The sequence below is a fragment of the Gaoshiqia sp. US2 genome (genome assembly GCF_059705485.1).
The window spans coordinates 1,619,770-1,641,863 of record NZ_AP048550.1 but is presented as its reverse complement, the minus strand read 5'-3'; the positions used below and the strand labels follow the sequence as shown (position 1 = coordinate 1,641,863).

Below are 22,094 nucleotides of genomic sequence, written 5' to 3'. Positions count from 1 at the left end.
GAATGACGGAAATTATGTGTCGCAGGCAAGTTCTGTCGGCTCAAGTCTCCTTGCGTTTAAGCTGCCGTGGGTTAGACCAGCGGCTGAGTTTGATTGGCTTTATGAAACTGGTTCCGGTAACTGACCGGCGTATAACCGGTTTTCTTTTTGAAACAACGATTAAAATTGGAAAGGTTGTTAAAGCCGCTTTCAAAGCAAATCCAGGAGATGGTCTGATGCCCTTCGAGCAACAGCCGGCATGCGTACCCGATACGCATTTCATTCACAAATCCGACAAACGACTTACCTGTTTTTTCTTTAAAGTAGCGGCAAAAAGCGCTGACGTTCATGCCAATCTTACCGGCGATCTCATCCAGGCGAACGGGTTGCAGGTATTCCGAATTAATCAGGTGCATCACTTTATCCAGCCGGCTACCCGACCAATCCTGTAAATCGGGTTTGTAGCTCTCGCTGGCCAGTTGCTTATACTGAGCGGCGCCCGACAGCTTTCCCAAAACTTTCATAAAATGCAGAATCAGGTCGAGACCCTTGAGTTTAAGCATCTTTTTCAGGTCGGCATCCAGCGTCCTGCTCACGGTTTCGCCAAAACTGATTCCACGCGATGCCCGTTTCAGCAACTCACGGATCGAATAAAATTCGGCATAGGCATCGATCTGATGCTTAAAAAAATCAACCGGGAAATGAATCACGATGGCGTTCACCCGGTAGTTCGGATCACCGGTAAAAAACAGTTCATCATTTTTCCAGAAATGTGGTAAATTGGGGGCAAGCAACACCAGGTCGCCCTCCCCGAAATCTTCAACATGATCGGCTACAAACCTTTTTCCAAAGCTTTTGATGACATACACCAGTTCGTATTCGGCATGAAAATGCCAGGGAAAAGTAAAATGCGGAAAATCGTCCCACTTCACCTTAATGGAACCCGGCCCGACAAAGGCCAGTTGCTCGTGCATGATTTTCATGGACCATTGATTTTGTGAAAGCAAAAATAATACAGACATCGGTAAAGATATTATTGACAGCCATGTTTATAAACAGGATATTATTTGCTTATTTATGTTTTCTATTATATTTACCATCTCAATTAAAGTCTCTAAATTTCTTCGATCGTTTGTTTGGTTAAAGTGAGCATAAAAGAAATCAATATTCAGGAGGAAGAAATTCTGCAATCGTTGCGGGAAGGAGAAATTTATGCTTTTGATTATTTATTTGAAAAATATTCAAAAGAGTTGTTTCGCTTCTCTTACAAAATTTTAAAATCACAGCCCGAAGCCGAAGAAATTGTCCAACTCGTGTTTTTGAAAGTCTGGGAGAAACGAAAACGTATCGATCCGCAACAAAAATTTAATGCTTATCTGTTTACAATCGCGTTAAACGACATCCGGAAATCGTTCCTGAATAAAGCAAAAGAGGACAAGTTTAAAGTTGAGTTTTACGATGTGTTACACGAGCAATCACAGGAAGATCAAAAAGATTTCTCCCGGTATCTTCAGATTCTCGACCAGCAAATCGAAAAGCTTCCTGAAAAAAGAAAAGAGATTTTTCTACTTCACAAAAAAGAAGGGCTTACCGTGAACGAAGTGGCCAATTATCTGAATTTATCGCCAAAAACTGTCGAAAATCAAATCACAGCTGCAATTAAATCATTGCGGGATGCCTTTTACAACAAAAATATCAAAAACCTGATCTTATTTACCATCAGGAATATAACGCTCAAATTTTCATAAAAATCCCGGTCTTGTAAAAAAATTCAACCATTGAATAGGGGGCTAAGTCATTTTTTTGATACTGCTTACAGAAAGTAGTACGAAAAACATGACAAAGAACTCTCATCAGGCATTCAGAAATTTCCTGGATAACCGCTATTCAAAAGCCGACTATCTGGAAGTTTTACGGCTATTTGAAAGCGGGGAAGAATTTAAAAATCTGAACGGAATGCTGAAGGAAAGCTGGCATGCTGACGATCGAGATTCCTTATCGGACGAGGCCTGTAAAAAACTACAGCTTCGTATCAGGGAAGAGATCCTGTTAAAGAAACAGCAGGAAAAAAGAAGGTTTGTAAACCGGTTCGCGAGATCGTTCAACCGCGCGGCTGCAATTTTACTCCTCCCCCTGTTCCTTGCTTCAGCTTATTTTTTTATTCAATGGAAAGGATTGACATCTGGTCAGGATGTGTATGCCGAGATCTATTGTCCTCCGGGTACACGCACAAAATTCAATTTACCCGACGGCACCACCGGCTGGCTAAATAGCTATTCGCGCATCAAATACCCCGTTCAATTCGCCAACAACAGGCACATTGAATTATCGGGCGAGGCTTGGTTTGATGTCAAAAAAGATCCGAACGCTCCTTTTGTCGTTCATGCCGACGGAATTGAAGTGGAGGCCCTGGGAACCCAGTTCAACGTGTTAGCCTACCCCTTTTGGCCCAAAGTTGAAGTATCGCTCGAGGAAGGCTCTGTGCAGGTTAGCTGGGAAAAATTCAGGATCGATGAGACTCTGGTTCCCAACCAACGCCTGGTTATGGACAAAGTGAGAAACTCGTCGGTTATTTATTCGGGCGACACCAATTTTTTCACCTCGTGGAAAGACGGTCTTCTCGTGTTCCGCAACACGCCCTTGTTTGAAGTAGCCGCCCGCCTGGGCCTTTGGTACAACACCGACATCATCCTTCAGGACCGTGCCCTGGAGATCATCCCCTTCCGGGCTACCTTTAAAAATGAATCGCTGGAACGAGTCCTTGCCCTCTTGTCGATGTCTGTTCCGATAAGCTATCAAATTGTTGAACCTAAAACTATTAACGGAATCTATGAAAAACAAAAAGTAATTATCAGCTACAGAAATTAAAAAAACGGGGCAGCGCTGGTACCGCTGTCCCGTCATAATTAACATTTAATCTGATGTCTAACCAGTTAAACATTTGAATTTATGAAAAAAAACTCAACATGCAAGACTATGCTCCATAGTCTTAAAAAAAAGTTACGAATTATGCGTCTGACTTTATTTCTGCTATTGGTCTGTGTTTCTCAGATTTTTGCGACCGACCTGTATTCCCAGCAAACGAAACTGAATCTGTCCATGTCAAACACCAGCCTGGGTAAAGTGCTTGACGAGATTGAAAATCAATCGGAGTTCTATTTTCTGTTCAACCAGAATTTGATTGACATGAGCCGAAAGGTGAGTGTTTTGGTAAAAGATAAAAATATTGAACAGGTTCTCGATGCCGTTCTTGAAGGAACCGCTATCCGTTATGTGATCAGCGATCGTCAGATTATTTTAACCGTGGACAACGCTAATGATTTTTTCTCGACCAGTCAACAACGGAAAATCAGTGGCAGAGTCATTGAGAGCAACGGGCAGCCACTGTTAGGAGTTACTGTTGTGGTAAAAAATACAACGCAAGGAACGATTACCGATCTGGACGGGAAATTTCAGTTGGATGCGCCTGTCGGCGCCGAATACCTGGTATTCTCCTTTATCGGGATGAAAACCGTCGAAGAATCGATTGCCAATCGGACTGTGGTGAATGTTACTCTGGAACCGGATCTGATTGGCCTCGAAGAAGTTGTCGCCATTGGTTACGGAACGATGAAAAAAAGTGATCTCACTGGTTCTGTTTCTTCAGTAAAAGCGGAGCAATTAGCAAACGAAAAACCACAATCCGTTCAGGATCTATTACGTGGAAATATTGCAGGACTTCAGGTTGGCTTTGAAACCAACGCTAAAGGAGGTGGCAGTTTCGAGATCAGAGGCGACAATACATTAAAGGCAGGGTCGAGCCCGCTAATTGTTCTGGACGGCGTTATTTACCAAGGAGGCGTTGAAGATATAAACCCAAATGACATTGAATCGATTGACGTTTTAAAAGATGCCTCTTCAGCAGCTGTTTATGGGGCGCGTTCAGCAAATGGCGTTATTCTCATTACCACGAAAAAGGGTAAAAAAGGAAAACCGGTGATCAATATTAACTCCAGTCTTGGTCTGGCCACGATGGCCACCATGCAGGAAGTTTACAAACCACATGAATTTTTGGAATGGCGAACTCAGGTGATGAAATCATTGAATATGTATTCCAGTAACGCCAATGTGAGAGATAAGTTATACAAGTTCGAAGATCCTACAAAACTTCAGGGTGGTATCACCGAGGAAATGTGGCGTGATGGAGCTTCAGGTGATTTGACAGACATCTGGCTTGCCCGGATAGGATTACTTCCGGTTGAAATTGCCAATTATAAAGCCGGTAATTCAGTCGATTGGACGGATATGGTTTTCCAAAACGGCTTACGTCAGGATCATAATATTTCTCTTTCGGGACAAAAAGAAGACATTACTTACTATGTTTCGATGGGGTATAATAATAATGAAGGAGTTATTGTGGGCGATGGTTATCAAACGATCCGCAGCCGAATTAATCTGGATGCGAAAGTAACCGATTGGCTGTCGGTAGGAATAAACACCCAATTTTCAAACCGTGATGAAAGTAAAATGAACCGCCGGAACAGCGATGGATCCAATCCGGATCCGACCATCCAGGCAGACTGGGGAAAAATAATCAATAATTCTCCCTGGGGCGCTATTTACATGGACGATGGTGTCACGCTGCGAATCAGTCCTGTCGATGATCTTGGACGGGGTGCCAAACACCCGTTATACGACATGCAATTCCAGGAACGACGTCGTGTCTACAACACGTTGATCAGCACGCTCTATGCTCAGATTAAGCTGCCGTTCAATATTTCCTATCAAATGAATTTTGCTCCGCGCTTTGAGTGGTATGAATTCATGAATCACCAGTCGGCCCTCCACGAAGAATGGGGAAAATTTGGAGGGCAGGCCAAACGCCTTCAAAATAAAGTTTACAGCTGGCAAATAGACAACCTGATCAAATGGAACCGAACTTTTAACAGTGTTCATAAATTCGATGTTACCTTGCTGATTAATGCAGAAAAGCTGCAAAGCTGGGAAAATTATATGTCGGCCCAGGATTTTCAACCAACTGATGCTCTTGGGTTCCACCGTATGCAGGCGGGAGCTGGCACCTCATTTCAAATAACCAGCAACGATGAATACGAAACAGGCAATGCACTGATGGGACGATTATTCTATTCATTAAAAGACCGATATATGCTAACCCTCACCATGCGCCGGGACGGTTTCTCGGCATTTGGAGAAAACCATCCGTATGGCTACTTCCCTTCAGCGGCGCTGGGGTGGGTATTTACTGATGAAGGAATGTTTACGAATAAATTTCTTACTTACGGAAAACTTCGTTTGTCATGGGGAAGCAACGGTAACCGGGCTATTGGCCGTTACGACGGATTATCGGACATGACTACCGGGAAATATCCTTATCAAACCGGTTCGGGGACAGTTTACGAGGGCACACAATTATATGTCAATCGAATGGCTAATCCCAACTTGAAATGGGAACAAACCGAATCATTGAACTTCGGTCTGGATTACTCTATTTTGGATGGAATATTTGACGGCTCATTTGAATATTATATTGCTCAGACCAAAGATGTATTGGTTGACCGCGCTCTGCCCGACATCTTGGGATTTAGTTCTGTTGCAACAAACCTGGGAAAAGTAAAGAATCACGGGGTCGAAATTGTTTTAAATTCCCGAATTATAAAACGCCAGAACTTTAGCTGGAATGCCAACGTCAATTTCACGCTTAACAGAAATGAAATTGTCAGTTTATATGGCGACATGGTTGACGTCCTTAACACTGACGGCAATGTAATCGGACAAAAAAAGGCTGATGATTACACCAATAACTGGTTTATTGGCAAACCCATTGATGTAATCTGGCAACCCCGGATCGTCGGCGTATGGCAGGTGGGCGAAGAAACCCAGGCTGCACGATACGGACAATTTCCCGGTGACTTCAAGCTAAAAGATGTAAATGACGATGGCGTGATTAACAACATAGATAAAGAATTTTTGGGTTATAAAGAGCCTCGCTTCCGATGGAACATGCGCCACGAATTCAACTTCTTAAAACACTTTAACGCTTCCTTCATGCTCTATTCTTACTGGGGACACAAAGGAACCATGAATTCAGCAAAAAATCGGGATAGTTTCCCCGAAAGAGTCAATTCCTACAAGCTCCCTTTCTGGACGCCTGAAACTCCGTATAACGACTATGCCCGTATTTATTCAGCCGAAGGGGGCGCCGTATTTGATGTTTGGAGAGACCGCTCATTTATTCGTCTTGATAATATTTCTCTTGCATACAATGTGCCTTCTTCAATTCTGAGCAGGTTACAAATAATGAACCTGAAAGTATACGGGACCATCCGAAATGTAGGTTGGTGGGCTCCTGAATGGGAATTCTGGGATCCGGAAAACAGCGGACCAAATCCACGCTATTTCACCTTAGGAGTTAACTTAACACTGTAATTAACACAAAGATGACAATTATGAAAACAAAACATATCCATTTTCCTTACCGCCTACTGCTTATTGTTTCGTTTATCTTCGGAACAATTGGCTGCAACGAAGATTGGCTCGATCCGAAACCGCTGTCTTTTTTTGCCCCCGAAAATGCCCTGATTGATGCCAGGGGAATGTATGCGGCTCTTACGGCATGTGAACGAAACATGCGTTACGAATGGTATGGTGACGGAGCGCCCATCATTACCGAACTTGTTTTTTCAGAAGTCTGTGTGGAGGGCACGACAGATAAACCCGGACCAGCCCAAAACCTGAACATCCAGATTACTCCAACGTCACAACTAAACCACACCGACTACAATAAAATTGGTTGGTACTGGTACGAAGGTTATAAAGGAATCAAATATGCCAACGTGGTAATTAACCGCATTGATGATGCCACATACAAGGACGAAGCCGAGCGGAATGCTGTTTTGGGTTCAGCCTATTTCCACAGGGCATTTCGCTATTACCGTCTGACACAGCAATTCGGAGATATTCCGTTTATTGGACGGGAAATCAAGGAACCTAAACTTGATTTTTACTCTACAAAAAGAGAAGTGATCCTGCGAAAAATACAAAAAGATATGGAATTTGCAGTCCAATGGTGTTCTGATAATGTAGACAGGGGGCGGGTAAACAAAGGCGCAGCAGCCCATTTGTTGACAAAAATAAACCTGGCCTTGGGTGAATTTGATAAAGCCATCGCATCCGCCTCCTCGGTAATTGACGGAGGTGTTCATAGTCTGATGACCCAACCGTTTGGCAGTATCCCCAAAGAAGACGGCACTTACCTGACGAACATGGGCATTGTACGCGATGATGTCGTTTCGCGTCTTCACTGGTGGCAGAATAAGCCGATTGCAGCCAATAAAGAAGTTCTTTTTATGGTGCTGTCGAGAGAGGAACTTGTTGATTCAAGACTCGACCTGCAGGTGATGCGTCAAGCGGTTCCTTTCTGGGGCGTATCCAATTCCAACATGCTATACACTCCCGATGGTTTTGGTCCCGGCACTTCGGACCTTGCCAACCAGGAAATCAGGTTGGTTGAAACTTTTGGCCGGGGCATCGGACGGGCGCGTGGAACGTCTTACCACACCAAAAAGATTTGGGACGACCCCAACGATCTGCGGCACAAGAGATATAACTGGATGAATATGGAAGATCTGGTTTACAATCATGCCAACCTGAAAGGCAAAAGCAATTATTACAACAAAACCCTGCAACTTTACCGGGAAAACGGACAAATCGCAACAACCGACACCATCCGAAACTGGTTTGGTTGGCCACATTACAAAATTTACAACCCCGACCCACGCCGTACTCAACCACAGGGCGGATCATACGATTGGTATGTTTTCCGCTTGGCCGAAACGTACTTGTTACGCGCAGAGGCTTATTGGTGGAAAGGTGAAACAGCGTTGGCAATGGCTGATGTAAATGCCGTCAGAACCCGCGCTGGATGTACTCCGTATACCGATCTATCTGTTTTTGATATCGGAACCATTCTGGATGAACGCGCCCGCGAGCTTTTCTGGGAAGAACCACGTAAGACTGAATTGTCAAGAATGGCATTCCTTTTTGCCCAGACCGGAAAATCATATCGGGGAAGTTCATATACCATAGCTGATTTCGGCACGAAAAATTTCTTTTACGACCGGGTAATGGAACATACCGATTTCTACAACAAAAATGTAAAAGCAAACAACGGGCAGGAATATACCATGAGCCCCTATCATGTTCTATGGCCTATTCCTCAGGCTGCTATCAGCACTAATACCAAAGGCGTTTTGAATCAAAACTATGGTTACGACGGCTACGAAAATAACGTGGAAGCTCTGAATTCAATCCCGGAGGAAGACGATCTCTAACCTCTTGACAACCTTTTTGTACTACAACTCCAACCTGACGGTTAAAATAAAACTGCAAGGTTGGAGTTCTGTTTCTTTTAATCATTCTATCGGATTGTTATTCAGTAAAAATGATATCGATACCTGCAAAAATAATACTGGCTTCAGCTAATTATTTATGGTATTTTTAACTTCTATCGAATTATACAGACAATGAAATATTATTTTATCACTTTTTTATGCCTACTGGGAGCAACTACAATTTTCGCCCAGCAGCAGCTCCGGTTGAAAGTTTTTGCCGGCGATTTTAATCGTGCCAACTGCCCGGTGAGCGCCGATCTGTCATCCGCCGGGCTGGAGCTGAACAATGCCTCTTTCCAACTTTTCAGAACCGATGGCAAAAAGGAAACCCCTGTCGCCAGCCAGTTGGAGCCGGCCTCCCAACGCTTGTGGTTTATCCTGGATGGTGAACTGAAAAAAGGCGAAAGCCGCGACTATGTCCTGCGAACCGCTGAACCTGTTTCTTCCGTTGCGCCCATCCGTCTGAAAAAAGATCACCGGGGATTGCAATTTTTTTCCGGTGAAAAACCCATCCTGAATTACCAGTTCAACGAGGTTTTTCCACCCGATGGGGTTGACCCGCTTTTTAAACGGTCCGGTTTTATTCATCCGCTGTGGTCACCGGGCGGCGAGGTGCTGACGCGCATTCAGGCGCCCGACCATTACCATCATTACGGCATTTGGGGACCGTGGACCAAAACGCACATCGACAATCGCGAGGTCGATTTCTGGAACCTGATGAAAGGCGAAGGAACCGTTCGTTTTGCCAATTTTGTGGATGAAACGGAAGGCCCTGTTTTCAGTGGTTTCAGCGCCTTGCAGCAGCACATCGACTTCGGGGCGAAGGGCGCCGACCAGGTCGCCCTCAGTGAAATACTGGAGGTGAACGTCTGGAACGCCAGTTTGCCTGAAAAAGCCCGGCTGGTTGATTATACCAGCCTGCTGAACTGCCCGCTTGATTCGGGTATCCTGCTGGATGCCTACCGTTACGGAGGTGGAATCGGTTTCCGGGCTACCGAAAAATGGACCAAAGAAAACAGTTCTGTCCTCACTTCCGAAGGGCACGACCGCCTCACGGCCGACGGTACCAAAGCCCGCTGGTGTGTCGTTGAAGGAGAATCAACCTCCGGACGAAGCGGCATCCTGTTTATGGGACACCCTTCGAACCGCGAATTTCCCGAACCTATGCGCGTGTGGCCCATCGACGCCAACGGCGGAAGAGGAGATATGTACTTCGAGTTTTGCCCCATCCGCCACAACGACTGGGTGATTGAAAAGGGCAAAACCTACTCGCAAAAGTACCGTTTATTGCTATTTGACGGCGAATTGTCAGCCGCGCAAGCCGAACAATATTGGCAAGACTTTGCCTATCCGCCTGTCGTACAAATTATAGAAACTAAACGAAACCAGAGCAAATGAAACGAATTAACTTATTCAGTTTGCTGGTACTGATTATCTTCAGTTTGCCGGCGCAGTCACAGTCAAAAATCAGCGCAGTGAAACACGGATCGAAGATCGATATCAGCATCAACAACAACCTGTTCACCTCCTATATTTTTTCCGAAGAAGAAAAATACCCCTTCTTTTACCCGGTGAACGGCCCTTCGGGTGCAAGCGTCACCTCTATGCGAAACAGCAATTACCCGCACCACAGTTCGCTGTTTTTTGGTTGCGACAAAGTGAACGGCGGCAATTACTGGCAGGAAGGCATTGACCGCGGTCAGATAGTTTCGCTCCATGCCGAAATTACCGAATCGGGAGGCGACCGGGTTGTCATCACCGACGAATGTATCTGGAAACGGCCCGGGGCTTCGGCGCCAATTAAAGACACCCGGGTGATTACCGTTTCAGCTCCTTCCAACGAACTATTTCAACTTGATTTTGAAATCACGATGGAGATGTTGCTGGACGTGCACATTGAAAAAACCAACCACTCGCTGTTTAGCGGGCGCATGGATCCGGATTTGGCGGTGATTAACGGCGGAACGATGATCAATGCCGAAGGCGAACAGGGTGAAAAAGCCACCTTCGGGAAAGCGTCGGCCTGGATCGATTGTTACGGAAACCGTGGCGACAAGTTGGAAGGTTTGGCCATTCTGCAACATCCGTCCAACAAATGGTTTCCCTCGCCCTGGTTTACACGCGACTACGGGTTCTTTTCGCCGACACCCATGTTCTGGCCCGAAAACGATCGGGAAACCACACTGAAAAAAGGCGAACAAATCAAACTGAAATACCGCGTGCTGGTTCACACCGGTTCGCACGAAACAGCCGGAATTGCTGAAAAATTTAAAGAGTATGCAAAAGAATAAGCAATGGAACCTTCATCTTATTTAACCCCCAATCCACATAAACCTTTGTGTTCTTTGTGTTTTTTTTTGGACAACCCGAAACTCAAAACTCGTAACTCAAAACTCTATATACCATGGAAAGAAGAAATTTTATCAGAAAATCGGCTATCGGAACTGCCGGCGCGTTCATCATACCGACTATTGTTCCTTCAACTGTTTTTGGGAAAAATGCTCCCAGCAACAAAATCCAAATCGCCCAGATTGGTTGCGGACGGATTGCCCGCGATCATGATTTGCCGGGCACCATGCAACACGATGTAGCCCGTGTAATTGCCGTTTGCGATGTGGATAAAAACCGTCTGGCCGACGGCAAAAAGCTGGTTGAAGATTATTATGCGAAAAAGCTGGGCCAAAAATACATGGATGTGAAAATGTACGACGACTACCGCGAAATGCTCCTGAACAAGGACATCGACGCGGTAATCATCAGCACGCCCGACCACTGGCATTCGCAACCGGCCATTGAAGCTGCCCTGGCGGGAAAAGATATCTACCTGCAAAAACCCACTTCGCTCACGATTGAAGAAGGCCGCCAGCTAAGCGACATCGTCCAGCAAAAGAAAGTCATTTTACAAGTTGGCACCCAGCAACGTTCGTCGCCTCAGTTCCGCATTGCCGCCGAACTGGTGCGTAACGGGCGTATTGGGAAAATCCATACTGTGAAAATTGGGTTGCCGGGCGACCCGTCGGGTCCGGAAGCGCCTGAAATGCCCGTGCCCAAAGAGTTGAACTACGACATGTGGCTGGGCTCAACGCCCTATATCCCCTACACCGAAATCGGCGTTCATCCGCAAAAAGGTTACGGCCGCCCGGGTTGGCTCCGCAAAGAGCAATACGGCGCCGGCATGATTACCGGCTGGGGGCAGCACCACTTCGATTCGGCAGCCTGGGGAATGGATACCGAATTGACTGGTCCAATTTCTGTTGAGGCAGTGGCTGAATTTCCAAAGTCAGGTTTCTGGGATGTGCACGGCGATTTTATGGTGAAAGCCGAATATGCCAATGGCATTACCATGTACACAACCGGAGGTTTTCCCAACGGCATCCGTTATGAAGGTACCGATGGCTGGATTTTCGTGTCGCGCGGCAATTATGTGGCTTCGGCCAGCGACCCGGTGGCAAAGGAACAAAGCGCCAAAGCGCTGGATGCCAGCGATCCCAAAATCCTGGAATCAAAAATCGGCGAGAATGAAATTCACCTGTACGTAAGCGACGAACAACATGGAAACTGGCTCGATTGTATCCAGAGCCGGAAAGATCCGATTTCTCCCGTGGAAATAGGGCATCGGGCCTGTTCGGTTTGCCTGATCAGTCATGTGGCCATGAAACTGCCGCGCAAGCTGGAATGGGACCCGGAAACCGAGCGGTTTAAAAACGACGATGAGGCCAACACCTATCTCAGCCGTCCGCAGCGAAAACCTTATGGAACAAACAAGGTATTGAAAGGATTGAAAAAAGATTGAGGGGATTGAAATAGATTGATTGTTTTATGACCTGCCAGCGTCCTCAACTGGAGGATTCCGACGTATCGGAACTGGTTCTGACAGCATGTGCCCCAAAACGGGGCCGCGGTTTCTAACCGCGGATTATTGTTTTCGCCAGTTGGTTGACTGGAATTTGAAAATATCCAATAGCATCGTCCGGCCTCCGGCGGTACCGGCTTTCCGATGGTAGGGAGAAGGTGATTTGTGTTGGCAGATTAGTATTCATTACTCCGAAGGAGTTTAATGTGAATAACCCTGCCCGGCAACTGACGAATCTGGCAGCATCCCAAGCATGATCTTGAAAATGATGCGTATCTTTTTAGAATTTCACAAGCATCATTTTTAAAATCGCAAGCATCGTTTTAGGAACAGATATGCACCGTTTTTGAAAGATAAAATTTGACAAGGAAAAAAATAGCGAAAGCCTTTGATGACAAAGAAAATCTGTGCCGGATTTCTCTGTTTATCCGGGTCTTTGCGGATAAAAAAACAATGAATATGAAAAACGCTTTTGAAGTTAAGAATCCAGACTTTACGCTCAGCCCGCACACGGGTATGACCAAAAAACACTACATCGAACTGGCAAAATATTTACTGGAACGCGCCTTTAAACATGTCGATTCGATCGAAACTCCGCTGAATTTCCCGATCATCCCGGGGAAAACCTACCCCCAACCCAACGCCCCCGACTGGCGTTACCGCTCGGCTGAGTTTGAGGCGCTGGAACGCACCTTCACCCTGGCCGGTCCGCTGATTCATGTTGATCCGGAAACAACCATCAACGGCATCAACCTCCGGGAATATTATTGCCTGCAAATTTACCATGCCTTCACGCCGGGTCACCCGAATTCGCTGCCACTACCCGAAGATTTGCCGGATTCGAACTACCAGTTCACCTGCGAGTTTGGGGGTTTGTTTAAAACCTTGTTGTTGCTGCCCGATACCTTATGGCCTCATTTCACCCCGCAACAAAAGGAAGAAATGATTCCCTGCATTTCGAAATGGGCCCATCACCGCACCACCCAGAACAACTGGAGGATTTTCAATATTGTCGCCCTTTCGTTTTTGAAAAAATACGGCTACGAAATCGACGACGACCTGCTGAAAAGTCATTTACTGTGGGTGGCGTCCTATCATTCGGGTAACGGCTGGTACCTCGAACAGACCTATAATTACTATTCAATCAGCTTGTTCATCGTGTACACCACCATTTGGAACCGGACTTTTGGCGACGACTATTACCCCGAAATTGCCGAAATCATCGAAACATCGGCCAAGAAACTGATGGAATCCATCACCGCCTTTTTTGGCCGCGACGGCTACATCAACATGTGGTCGCGGAGCATTTGCTACCGCACCTGGGTATCGGGGGCTTTCCCGGTGGCCTTTATGCTGAAGGAAAAAACCACGCTCGACGCCGGATGGGCCCGGCGGCTGTGCTCGGGCTCGCTCCTTCAGTTTGTTACCCGCGAGGAATTTTTCTGCAACGACATTCCCAGCCTCGGCTTTTACGGGCAGAAGGAATACATGGTGCAAAACTACAGTTGTGCCGGCAGCCCGTTCCTGATGTTTTTACCATTTATCTGCCTGGCCTTGCCCGACGATTCGCCTTTCTGGACGGCAACCGAAAATGAAGGCATGTGGGAGACCCTGGGAAACCAATCGAAAAGAACAGTTCTTAAAAATCCGGGGCTGGTACTGGTCAACCATGGGAAAACCGGAACTTCGGAAATCGTCCCGGGAAAAGTGTATTACGACGATCCGAATTATTCGAAATTGGTTTACAATACCCACTTCCCCTGGGAAGATCATGATCCGCAGGGCGGCACGGCGATGGAATACAGCTTCCGCAGCCAGGACCCGCGCGATGTTCGGGGCGACGATGTCAACTTCTACCTCACCGGACTGACCGTTGCCAACGATTCGGAAAAGAACCGTTCGTACACCATTTCGCAGAGTATGCTGTTTAACGGCGTCCGCGAGGGGGTCTTGTACCGGCAGGCAATTATGCGGAAACCGCCGAACAACGGGGTCGGGTACATCATCGACCTGGCCGAAATTACCATTCCCGGCGGAGTGATCCGGGTCGACCGTTCGCGGCTGGCTTTTGAATATGAACTGACACTTGGAAATTTTGGGCTTCCGCACCTGAAGGGGCAAAAGGCGGTTGTTCACCAGTTTGAAAACGGAAACAAAAAAGTGATCACCGCTGCCATCCCCGGAAGGAAAGTCGCCCTGATTACCTACGGAGGATGGGACAAGCTGGAAAGTTTGGCGCACGCCAACCGAAACGCCGAAGCCGATGAAAGTACCGTGATTTACGCGTATAAAAAGCGGATGGCAAAAAATCCGGCCATGGAACTGATGATCACCGTGCTGTTGCACAAAACCGACGATCAGGAGTGGACGGAGGAAGAATTGTCGCCCGTAAAAGACATCAGGATCATGGATATTACGCCAACCGGTTCGGCTTTGGGGGCGACCATCACCCTGTTCAACGGCGAAAAATATAACGTTGACTTTAAAGACATCGACGGAGAAAGGACTTGTTGAACGAAACAACATTGAAATACAAACTGAAAAAGTTTATTTTTGCAGGTGTAAGACCATGATACCATCAAAATTTATAACTAAAATGAAAAACCTTTCCAACAATTCCCTGATTCTTTCCTTAGTCTTTTTTGCTGCCTGCGCGGGTGGCGGACAGAAGCCGGCCAACCAGGAAGCGCAGCCGAAGTTTACCGGCGCCAAAGGCGAAGTAAAACTGATGACACTCGACCCGGGGCATTTTCATGCGGCTTTGGTCCAGAAAACAATGTACGAACAGGTTGACCCCGCTGTTTATGTGTATGCCCCCGAAGGAACCGATGTACAGGACCACCTGGCAAAAATAGAAGGCTTTAACAGCCGCGCCGAAAACCCGACCAACTGGGATACAAAAGTTTATGCCGGGGCCGATTACCTCGAAAAAATGATTACCGAAAAACCCGGCAATGTAATGATGGTTTCAGGCAACAACGCAAAAAAAACAGAATATATCAAAGCAGCTGCCGACGCCGGTATCAACATTTTTGCCGATAAGCCGATGGCGATTAACACCGAAGGATTTGCACTGCTTGAGGAAGCATTTAAATCGGCCGAAGCCAACGGCGTTTTGTTGTACGACATTATGACCGAACGTCATGAGATTACAACGATTATCCAACGCGAGCTATCGAAAGTTCCCGAAGTGTTTGGTGTATTGAAAGAAGGCACCGCCGAAGAACCCGCGATCACGAAAGAAAGTGTTCATCACTTTTTTAAAGAGGTGGCAGGCAGTCCGCTCAAACGGCCGGCTTGGTTTTTCGACACCAAACAGCAGGGCGAAGGCATTGTGGATGTAACGACCCACCTGGTCGACATGATCCAATGGGAAGCCTTCCCCGAACAACCGCTGTACAAGTCGGATGTTGAGTTGGTGAATGCCCGGCGCTGGACCACAGAAATGAGCCTGGAGCAATTTAAAAAAGTGACCCGGTTGGACGCCTTTCCCGAATTTCTTCAGAAAGATGTCGCGGATGGAAAACTGCAGGTGTATTCCAACGGCGAAATCACTTACAAACTAAAAGGCAAATACGCCAAAGTTTCTGTCATTTGGAATTTCGAAGCGCCACAGGGCGCGGGCGACACCCATTACAGCATCATGCGCGGCTCGCTTTGCGATGTGATCATCAGGCAGGGAAAAGAGGAGAATTATAAACCGACGGTGTATATTCAGGCGAACGTGAATGAAGGACTTGACACCTTCGAGGGAGGGCTTTCAAAAGCAATCAACCAAGACATAGCCACCATGTACCCCGGCTTAAAACTGGTTAAACTGGAAGATACCTTATGGACTGTTGAGATCCCCGACAAATACAAAGTGGGCCACGAAGCGCACTTCGGGCAGGTAACCGAAAAGTTCCTGCGTTACCTGAAATGGGGTAAACTGCCGGAATGGGAAGTTCCGAATATGATTACCAAGTATTACACCACGACCAAAGCGCTGGAGATGGCGACCTCCGACAGTGCCTCCAAATAACTGGCAGTAAAACCTCCGGCTAAAAAATTTGAGAGAGCCACTTTCAAAGAACTTTGAAAGTGGCTCTCTCAAATTTTTGCGTTCAACGTAAAACATCAACCTCACTACTGATATCAAAGATGGGCACGACTGTAATATTGTTGCTTCTTCGTTGAAGCGCGTCCCCGCCATAAACAACTATTCCGCCCTCAGTTTTTGTCAATTTATTCCAAAAATTTATTCCTTTGAAGTATTCACTGGAAACAGTTTGTCCCGATTTAATTTCAACCGGAAGTTTTTTATCTGGAAAAACAAGGAGCAGGTCAATTTCATTCCCTGTATTATCACGCCAGAAAAATAGATTGTTCTGTTTGCCACTGTTGAATCTTCTTTTTAAGAAATCGACAATGACTGCATTTTCAAATAAGCTGCCCCTTGAAGGATGGAGGACAAGCTGCGCGGCGCTTTCAATTCCCAAAAGTGCACAGGCCAGGCCCGTATCGTAAAAATACAATTTTGGCATCTTTACTGCACGTTTGTTGAAATTCTCATGATAAGGGTTTAGCCTGAAGATGACAAAACTGCTTTCCAGCACAGCAAGCCATGCACTGATCGTTTTCACATCGACCCCCGTTTCAACTGCAAGGCTGCTCATGTTCAAAAGTTGCCCGATTCTTCCCGCGCAAAGCCTTAGGAAACGTTCAAAAGCATATAGGTCTACTATATTTTTAATTAAGCGGACATCTCGTTCAACATAAGTCCTGATGTAATTTGAATAAAAGCGTGGAGCATCAGAATCATTTTGGTGCAACGCCGGATAAAAGCCGGTAAACAACAATTGGTTAATGTCGCTTTTGTTGACAATTTCATTTAAACTCAGCGGCAATAGGAAAAGATAACCGACCCTTCCCGCCAAACTTTGTGAAATATTTTCCTGCAAAAGAAAATTATTCGAGCCCGTCAAAATAAATAGTCCGTTTGTATTTTTTTCATCCAGTATTTGCTGAAGATAAGAAAACAGTTCAGGAACACGCTGTATTTCATCTAAAATAGCCCCATCAGGATAGTTAGAAAGAAACCCACGTGGATCTTCCTGTGCAAATTTTCTTACATCGGGATTTTCAAGACTGGCATAACTTTTTTGTTCAAATGTTTTCTTTACTATGGTTGTTTTACCTGATTGCCGCGGTCCAACCACAACAACTGCTTTAAACTGGCGAGCTAATATAAGGAGTTCTTCTTCTGCATCACGTTTAATCATTTTTTACAATTTTGGAATTGAATTCCAAAATTGTAAAAAATGCCGGTAAAAAACAATTCACCTCAATTTTCACTGGACCATTCCTCCCCCATTTTCTTATATTTGTTCTGAACCAACAAAACCATCTATGAAAAAAATAATTCCAATCGTTTTGTTTTTTTTCGCCCTGCCGGTATATACAATTGCACAGAATGATCTGATCAGTAGCCGGTACTCCGAGGCAAAGCTGAAAACTATTTTGATTCCACAGGCTAAATACGCCCCTTTCCCCAGCTTGAACGACCGTGAAGCCTGGGCCGCTGCCGACGAAACCCGGATGAAAGCTTACCTGGCAGAAGCCGAAAGTTATCTCAATTTCGAATGGCCCTATATTCCGGCAACCAAGTCGCTGCTAATTGTACGTACAGGTAACCGTTCTGGATATGAAGCAATTAGTTTTAATAAACGAAACGTACTGGGAACCTTGTTGATGGCCGAAATCTATGAAAATAAAGGTCGTTTTCTCGACCAGATCATCGATGGGATTTGGTCGGTCTGCGAAGAATCGTGGTGGGGTGTGCCGGCCCACTTACCCGGCGAACCGGAATATGCCGGACTGGTCGATGTCACCGATCCCTTTGTCGACCTTTTTGCCGCTGAAACGGCCACCTTTTTGGCATGGATCGACTATTTCCTGGGCGAAAAGCTGGACGCCGTTTCACCTCAAATCAGGAAGCGGATTTACGACGAAACCAACAAACGAATTTTTGAGCCGGTCATGCAAAAATCGCACTGGTGGATGGGCGAAAAGTTTGGCGGACGGCTGGTGCCCAACAACTGGAATCCCTGGATTTGTTCGAACTGGCTGAATGCTGCATTGTTGCTCGAAAAAGACGACACCCGCCGGGCCGGGATGGTTTATAAAATTACCGAAGTACTCGATCAGTTTGTCAATCCTTATCCCGAAGACGGTGGTTGCGACGAAGGCCCGAGTTACTGGGGAGCCGCGGCCGCATCCTTGTTTGATAACCTGGCCATGCTGAATGATGCGTCAAACGGCGCTTTTCAATACGTGTTCGAAAACAAAAAAATAAAAAACATGGGCCGTTACATTTACCGCGCGCAAATCAGTGAAGATTATTTTCTGAACTTTGCCGATGCCGATCCGAAACCGGCTATGAACGGAAACATGATTTACCGTTACGGAAAAGCCATTGGCGATGAACCGATGATGGCTTTCGGCGCTTACTATGCCGGGAAAACGGAAGCCGGAGCCGGGAGGTTTCATTATTTCCGCAACTTCTATGAACTGTTTTTGCAGGATGAACTCAGCCAGGCAGAAAAACGCCTGCCACTTCTGCAACAGGTGTGGCTGCCCGACCTGCAGGTTATGGTGGCCCGCGATTTCGAAGGAAAAACCGACGGTTTTTTTGTGGCAGCTAAAGGCGGTCACAATGCCGAGAGCCACAACCACAACGATGTCGGCAATTTTGTCGTGTTTTATGACGGATTACCCCTCCTGATTGACGTTGGCCGCGGAACATATACGAAAAAAACCTTTAGCAACCGGCGCTACGAAATCTGGTACAACTGTTCCGATTATCACAACCTGCCTACCGTAAACGGGCAAACTCAGGCCCCCGGACGGCAATTCCAGGCACGAAACCTCAGTTATCAATCATCTGCACAAGGGGTGCAGTTTGCACTTGATCTGGCTAAAGCGTACCCCGACGAAGCCGGCATAAACGCCCTGAAACGACAAATCAACTACCTGGCCGGAAAACAGGTTGAACTGACCGATGTGTTCGATCTAAAACAAGCCGGTCAACTGACAGAGCATTTTATGACGATATATCCTTCTACGTTGGCAAAACCCGGACAAGTACATATTCATTACCAGGATGAAAACAAAAACCCAAAAGATTTCATCCTTCATTACGACACCAGTAAACTAAGCGCCAAAATTGAGCAAATAGCGCTTATAACAGAAGAAGATCAAGGGATTATAAAGAAATGGGGCGACCGGATTTACCGGATCACGTTTGCGGCGCTCCATCCGCAAAAGAAAGAGGAGTTTAAATTTGTATTGAAAGCAAGGTAAACAGATCGGGTAACCCGTGGTCTGAATAGGAAGCCTGATCGCTGCTGATCATTTTAAATTCACGATTCCGGCGGCATTCAGGCTTCTTTCCGTTTAAAATATTCGATCGTCCCATCCTGCGCTTTGGCCTTCACCTTTTCAACTAAAGCCTGTTTCTCGCCTTCGGTAAAAGAACTGAAATTGCGGGCCAGTTCGATTTTCTCGCGCATAAAAGTGGCGTTTTCGTTCCCGGATATCAGTACCGAAACGGGCAATGACCACACGAAATACATGGCTTCTTTGATACTGATGTAATTGGGGATCACCGGGTCATCCGTGGTCCAGTTTGCCTGTTTTTTCTCGGCAAAGAAACGGCCGTCGGCTAACGATTTGATAGCCAAAACGCCCAGGTTCCGCTCTATAGCCTTCGGTAAAACGTGTTGGGTGAAACTAAAATACGATTGATCGAGTACATTTACCGGCATGAGCACGGTATCAAACAAATCGCTTTCAGCCGTTTGCTCAAGCATACGCAGATGGGCATAGGGATTTTGGTGGCCTGTAAAACCAATGTGTTTTATTTTACCCTCGTCTTTTGCTTTAAGCAACAGTTCAAGTACCCCCTGACTGATCCGGTTATCCACATCCTGCGGGGTACTGATGGCATGGACCTGGTACAAATCGAGATAATCGGTTTTCAACCGGCGCAGTGTTCCCTCCAGGTGTTCGCGAACGGTGCCTGCATCTTTTCCGGTCGATTTACTCATCAGGAACACCAGGTCGCGGAATTTGGGGGTCAGGTATTTACCGTAGCGTTCTTCACTAACGCCGGCGGCATAACTTTCAGCCGTATCGAAAAACCGCACGCCGCCTTCAAGGGCGGCTTCAATCACTTCCTGGGCATCACGCTCGGTAGTCCAGCCAATGTGATAACCTCCCACGCCCAGCATGCTGACATATTCATTCGTCCGGCCCAGGCGCCGCATGGGTAGCAAATCACCCAACCGGTCAGTTCCGCCATTTTTCTCGTTGGCATAAGCAGCTGATTTTGATGCAAGTCCGGCCGTTAAGGCCGCTATGGATTTAATAAATACCCTGCGGTTTGTCATTTGAAACAATTTTTAGATTCATTTTAAATACGTTTCAAATGAAGTTTTGTTCAGGGCAAATATCGGGGAAGACCGGAAACTTATTTCAGTCCAAGCAGTTGTTTGGCTTGTTCCAGATCCTCGGGTGTGTCAATCCCAATACTTTCAAAGGTAGTTACCGCTGTTTTAATGCGGTAACCGTTTTCGAGCCATCGCAGTTGTTCGAGCGATTCAGCCAGTTCGAGGGTTGACGGCGGTAAGCCGGTAATCTTGTTCAGCACATGAAAACGATAGGCATACATGCCCAGGTGAGCAAAGAAGGTATGGACGTCCAGCCACTCTTTTGGTTCGTGCCCACGAATATACGGGATAGCCGCCCGGCTGAACAACAGGGCATAACGAGCAGCATCAATCACCACCTTGGGCCGGTTTGGATTGAAAAGAGTCGCCTCGTCATCTATTTCTTTTATCAATGTTGCAATTTCGGTTTCCGGGTCCTCAAAACATTTTTTTAAGGCCACCAGTTGTTCGCTTCGCACAAAAGGTTCGTCGCCCTGTATGTTAATCACCACATCAACAGCTTGTTGAGAGGCAATTTTCATGGCGGCTTCCGCACAACGGTCGGTGCCGCTTTGGTGGTCGGCCCGGGTCATCACCACCTTTCCGCCAAAACCGGTAACGGCGCCGGCAATTCGCTCGTCATCGGTCGCTACCCAAACATCGGTGAGCGTTTTCGATGCATTTTCGTATACATGCCGGATAATGGGTTTCCCGCCAAGCATAGCCAAAGGTTTTCCTGGAAACCGGGTTGACTGGTAACGTGCAGGGATAATCGCAATGAAGTTCATGGTCTGATTTATTTCGGGCAAAAGTATAAAATGTTCGGATAATGAAAAAGCCGGTTTGTTCAGCCTGAAATTTCATCAACTAAAAACAATCGGCATTCAGGACTGTTTTACTATCAAATTGAAAATAAATTCACAAATCTTATTGATAATGTGTCGTAATAGTTTTAATTTGCACAGGAAATTGCTTAAAGACCAACCTGATTTTTATTTGTTAAGAAATGACAACTAAAATTGTCTCAACCTAAATCCAAGTTTATGAAAAAAATTCTTGTCGCAGAAGACAACAAACTTATTCTGGAGACGATTAATCATAAATTAGTACGTGACGGATACGAAGTATTCAAGGTTCAGGACGGAAAAGAATGCCTTACTTTCTTGGAAAAGAACCCGGTAGACCTTTTAATCACCGATTTGTACATGCCTTACATTAACGGGCACGAAGTGATCAACACCGTCAGAAACGACTGGAACTTAAAAACGCCCATCCTGGTGTTATCGGTTGACGGAGCGGAAGAAACTGTATTAAAGGCTTTTGAACTGGGAGCTGACGATTATGTGATCAAACCATTCAGTTTAAGCGAGTTGACAATACGAATCAGAAAATTATTAAAGTAGA

The 22,094-nt window shown here is 46.2% G+C and carries 15 protein-coding genes; 11 read left to right on the top strand and 4 right to left on the bottom strand.

From position 1 onward, the window contains the following. Nucleotides 1–71 precede the first annotated feature (71 nt). Nucleotides 72–962, bottom strand: coding sequence for an AraC family transcriptional regulator (locus AC6H3C_RS06465; protein ID WP_497519873.1), 891 nt, complete (start codon nucleotides 960–962; stop codon nucleotides 72–74). A 162-nt stretch (nucleotides 963–1,124) separates the two neighbouring features. Here AC6H3C_RS06465 and AC6H3C_RS06460 point away from each other — a divergent pair, with 162 nt between their 5' ends. The 9 genes from AC6H3C_RS06460 (at nucleotide 1,125) to AC6H3C_RS06420 (ending at nucleotide 16,243) form a co-directional block, all read left to right on the top strand. Then, nucleotides 1,125–1,727 (top strand): RNA polymerase sigma factor, encoded by a 603-nt coding sequence (locus AC6H3C_RS06460; RefSeq protein WP_497519872.1) that lies wholly within the window; start codon nucleotides 1,125–1,127, stop codon nucleotides 1,725–1,727. Nucleotides 1,728–1,815: 88 nt separating this feature from the next. Further along, entirely contained in the window at nucleotides 1,816–2,847 is a 1,032-nt protein-coding gene (locus AC6H3C_RS06455; protein ID WP_497519871.1) for a FecR family protein, read from the top strand. 141 nt (nucleotides 2,848–2,988) lie between these two features. After that, nucleotides 2,989–6,405 carry a SusC/RagA family TonB-linked outer membrane protein gene (locus AC6H3C_RS06450; RefSeq protein ID WP_497519870.1) on the top strand — a complete coding sequence of 1,139 codons (3,417 nt, stop codon included), beginning with the start codon at nucleotides 2,989–2,991 and terminating at the stop codon, nucleotides 6,403–6,405. 20 nt (nucleotides 6,406–6,425) lie between these two features. Next, the gene (locus AC6H3C_RS06445; RefSeq protein ID WP_497519869.1) at nucleotides 6,426–8,309 is read left to right on the top strand and encodes a RagB/SusD family nutrient uptake outer membrane protein; all 1,884 of its coding nucleotides are present in this window, start codon (nucleotides 6,426–6,428) and stop codon (nucleotides 8,307–8,309) included. A gap of 192 nt (nucleotides 8,310–8,501) precedes the next feature. Continuing rightward, the gene (locus tag AC6H3C_RS06440; protein ID WP_497519868.1) at nucleotides 8,502–9,767 is read left to right on the top strand and encodes a DUF6807 domain-containing protein; all 1,266 of its coding nucleotides are present in this window, start codon (nucleotides 8,502–8,504) and stop codon (nucleotides 9,765–9,767) included. Beyond that, the gene (locus AC6H3C_RS06435; protein ID WP_497519867.1) at nucleotides 9,764–10,660 is read left to right on the top strand and encodes a DUF6807 domain-containing protein; all 897 of its coding nucleotides are present in this window, start codon (nucleotides 9,764–9,766) and stop codon (nucleotides 10,658–10,660) included. Before AC6H3C_RS06440 ends, AC6H3C_RS06435 begins: the two co-directional genes overlap by 4 nt. 113 nt (nucleotides 10,661–10,773) lie before the next feature. Continuing rightward, nucleotides 10,774–12,162, top strand: coding sequence for a Gfo/Idh/MocA family protein (locus AC6H3C_RS06430; RefSeq protein WP_497519866.1), 1,389 nt, complete (start codon nucleotides 10,774–10,776; stop codon nucleotides 12,160–12,162). 519 nt (nucleotides 12,163–12,681) lie between these two features. Beyond that, nucleotides 12,682–14,736 carry a DUF2264 domain-containing protein gene (locus tag AC6H3C_RS06425; protein ID WP_497519865.1) on the top strand — a complete coding sequence of 685 codons (2,055 nt, stop codon included), beginning with the start codon at nucleotides 12,682–12,684 and terminating at the stop codon, nucleotides 14,734–14,736. Between the two features lie 82 nt (nucleotides 14,737–14,818). Further along, complete coding sequence (locus AC6H3C_RS06420; RefSeq protein WP_497519864.1) at nucleotides 14,819–16,243, top strand: putative oxidoreductase C-terminal domain-containing protein; 1,425 nt, start codon at nucleotides 14,819–14,821, stop codon at nucleotides 16,241–16,243. 82 nt (nucleotides 16,244–16,325) lie between these two features. Here AC6H3C_RS06420 and AC6H3C_RS06415 read toward each other — a convergent pair whose 3' ends face one another. Then, a complete protein-coding gene (locus tag AC6H3C_RS06415; protein WP_497519863.1) occupies nucleotides 16,326–17,483 on the bottom strand; it encodes an ATP-binding protein in 1,158 nt (385 codons plus the stop codon). Nucleotides 17,484–17,610: 127 nt separating this feature from the next. Here AC6H3C_RS06415 and AC6H3C_RS06410 point away from each other — a divergent pair, with 127 nt between their 5' ends. Continuing rightward, nucleotides 17,611–19,563 (top strand): heparinase II/III domain-containing protein, encoded by a 1,953-nt coding sequence (locus tag AC6H3C_RS06410; RefSeq protein WP_497519861.1) that lies wholly within the window; start codon nucleotides 17,611–17,613, stop codon nucleotides 19,561–19,563. A 77-nt stretch (nucleotides 19,564–19,640) separates the two neighbouring features. Here AC6H3C_RS06410 and AC6H3C_RS06405 read toward each other — a convergent pair whose 3' ends face one another. After that, a complete protein-coding gene (locus tag AC6H3C_RS06405; protein WP_497519860.1) occupies nucleotides 19,641–20,651 on the bottom strand; it encodes an aldo/keto reductase in 1,011 nt (336 codons plus the stop codon). 80 nt (nucleotides 20,652–20,731) lie between these two features. After that, a complete protein-coding gene (gene kdsB, locus AC6H3C_RS06400; RefSeq protein ID WP_497519859.1) occupies nucleotides 20,732–21,478 on the bottom strand; it encodes a 3-deoxy-manno-octulosonate cytidylyltransferase in 747 nt (248 codons plus the stop codon). Nucleotides 21,479–21,733: 255 nt separating this feature from the next. Between kdsB and AC6H3C_RS06395 the strand changes: the two genes are divergently transcribed. Continuing rightward, complete coding sequence (locus AC6H3C_RS06395; RefSeq protein ID WP_497519858.1) at nucleotides 21,734–22,093, top strand: response regulator transcription factor; 360 nt, start codon at nucleotides 21,734–21,736, stop codon at nucleotides 22,091–22,093. Nucleotide 22,094: the final 1 nt, after the last annotated feature.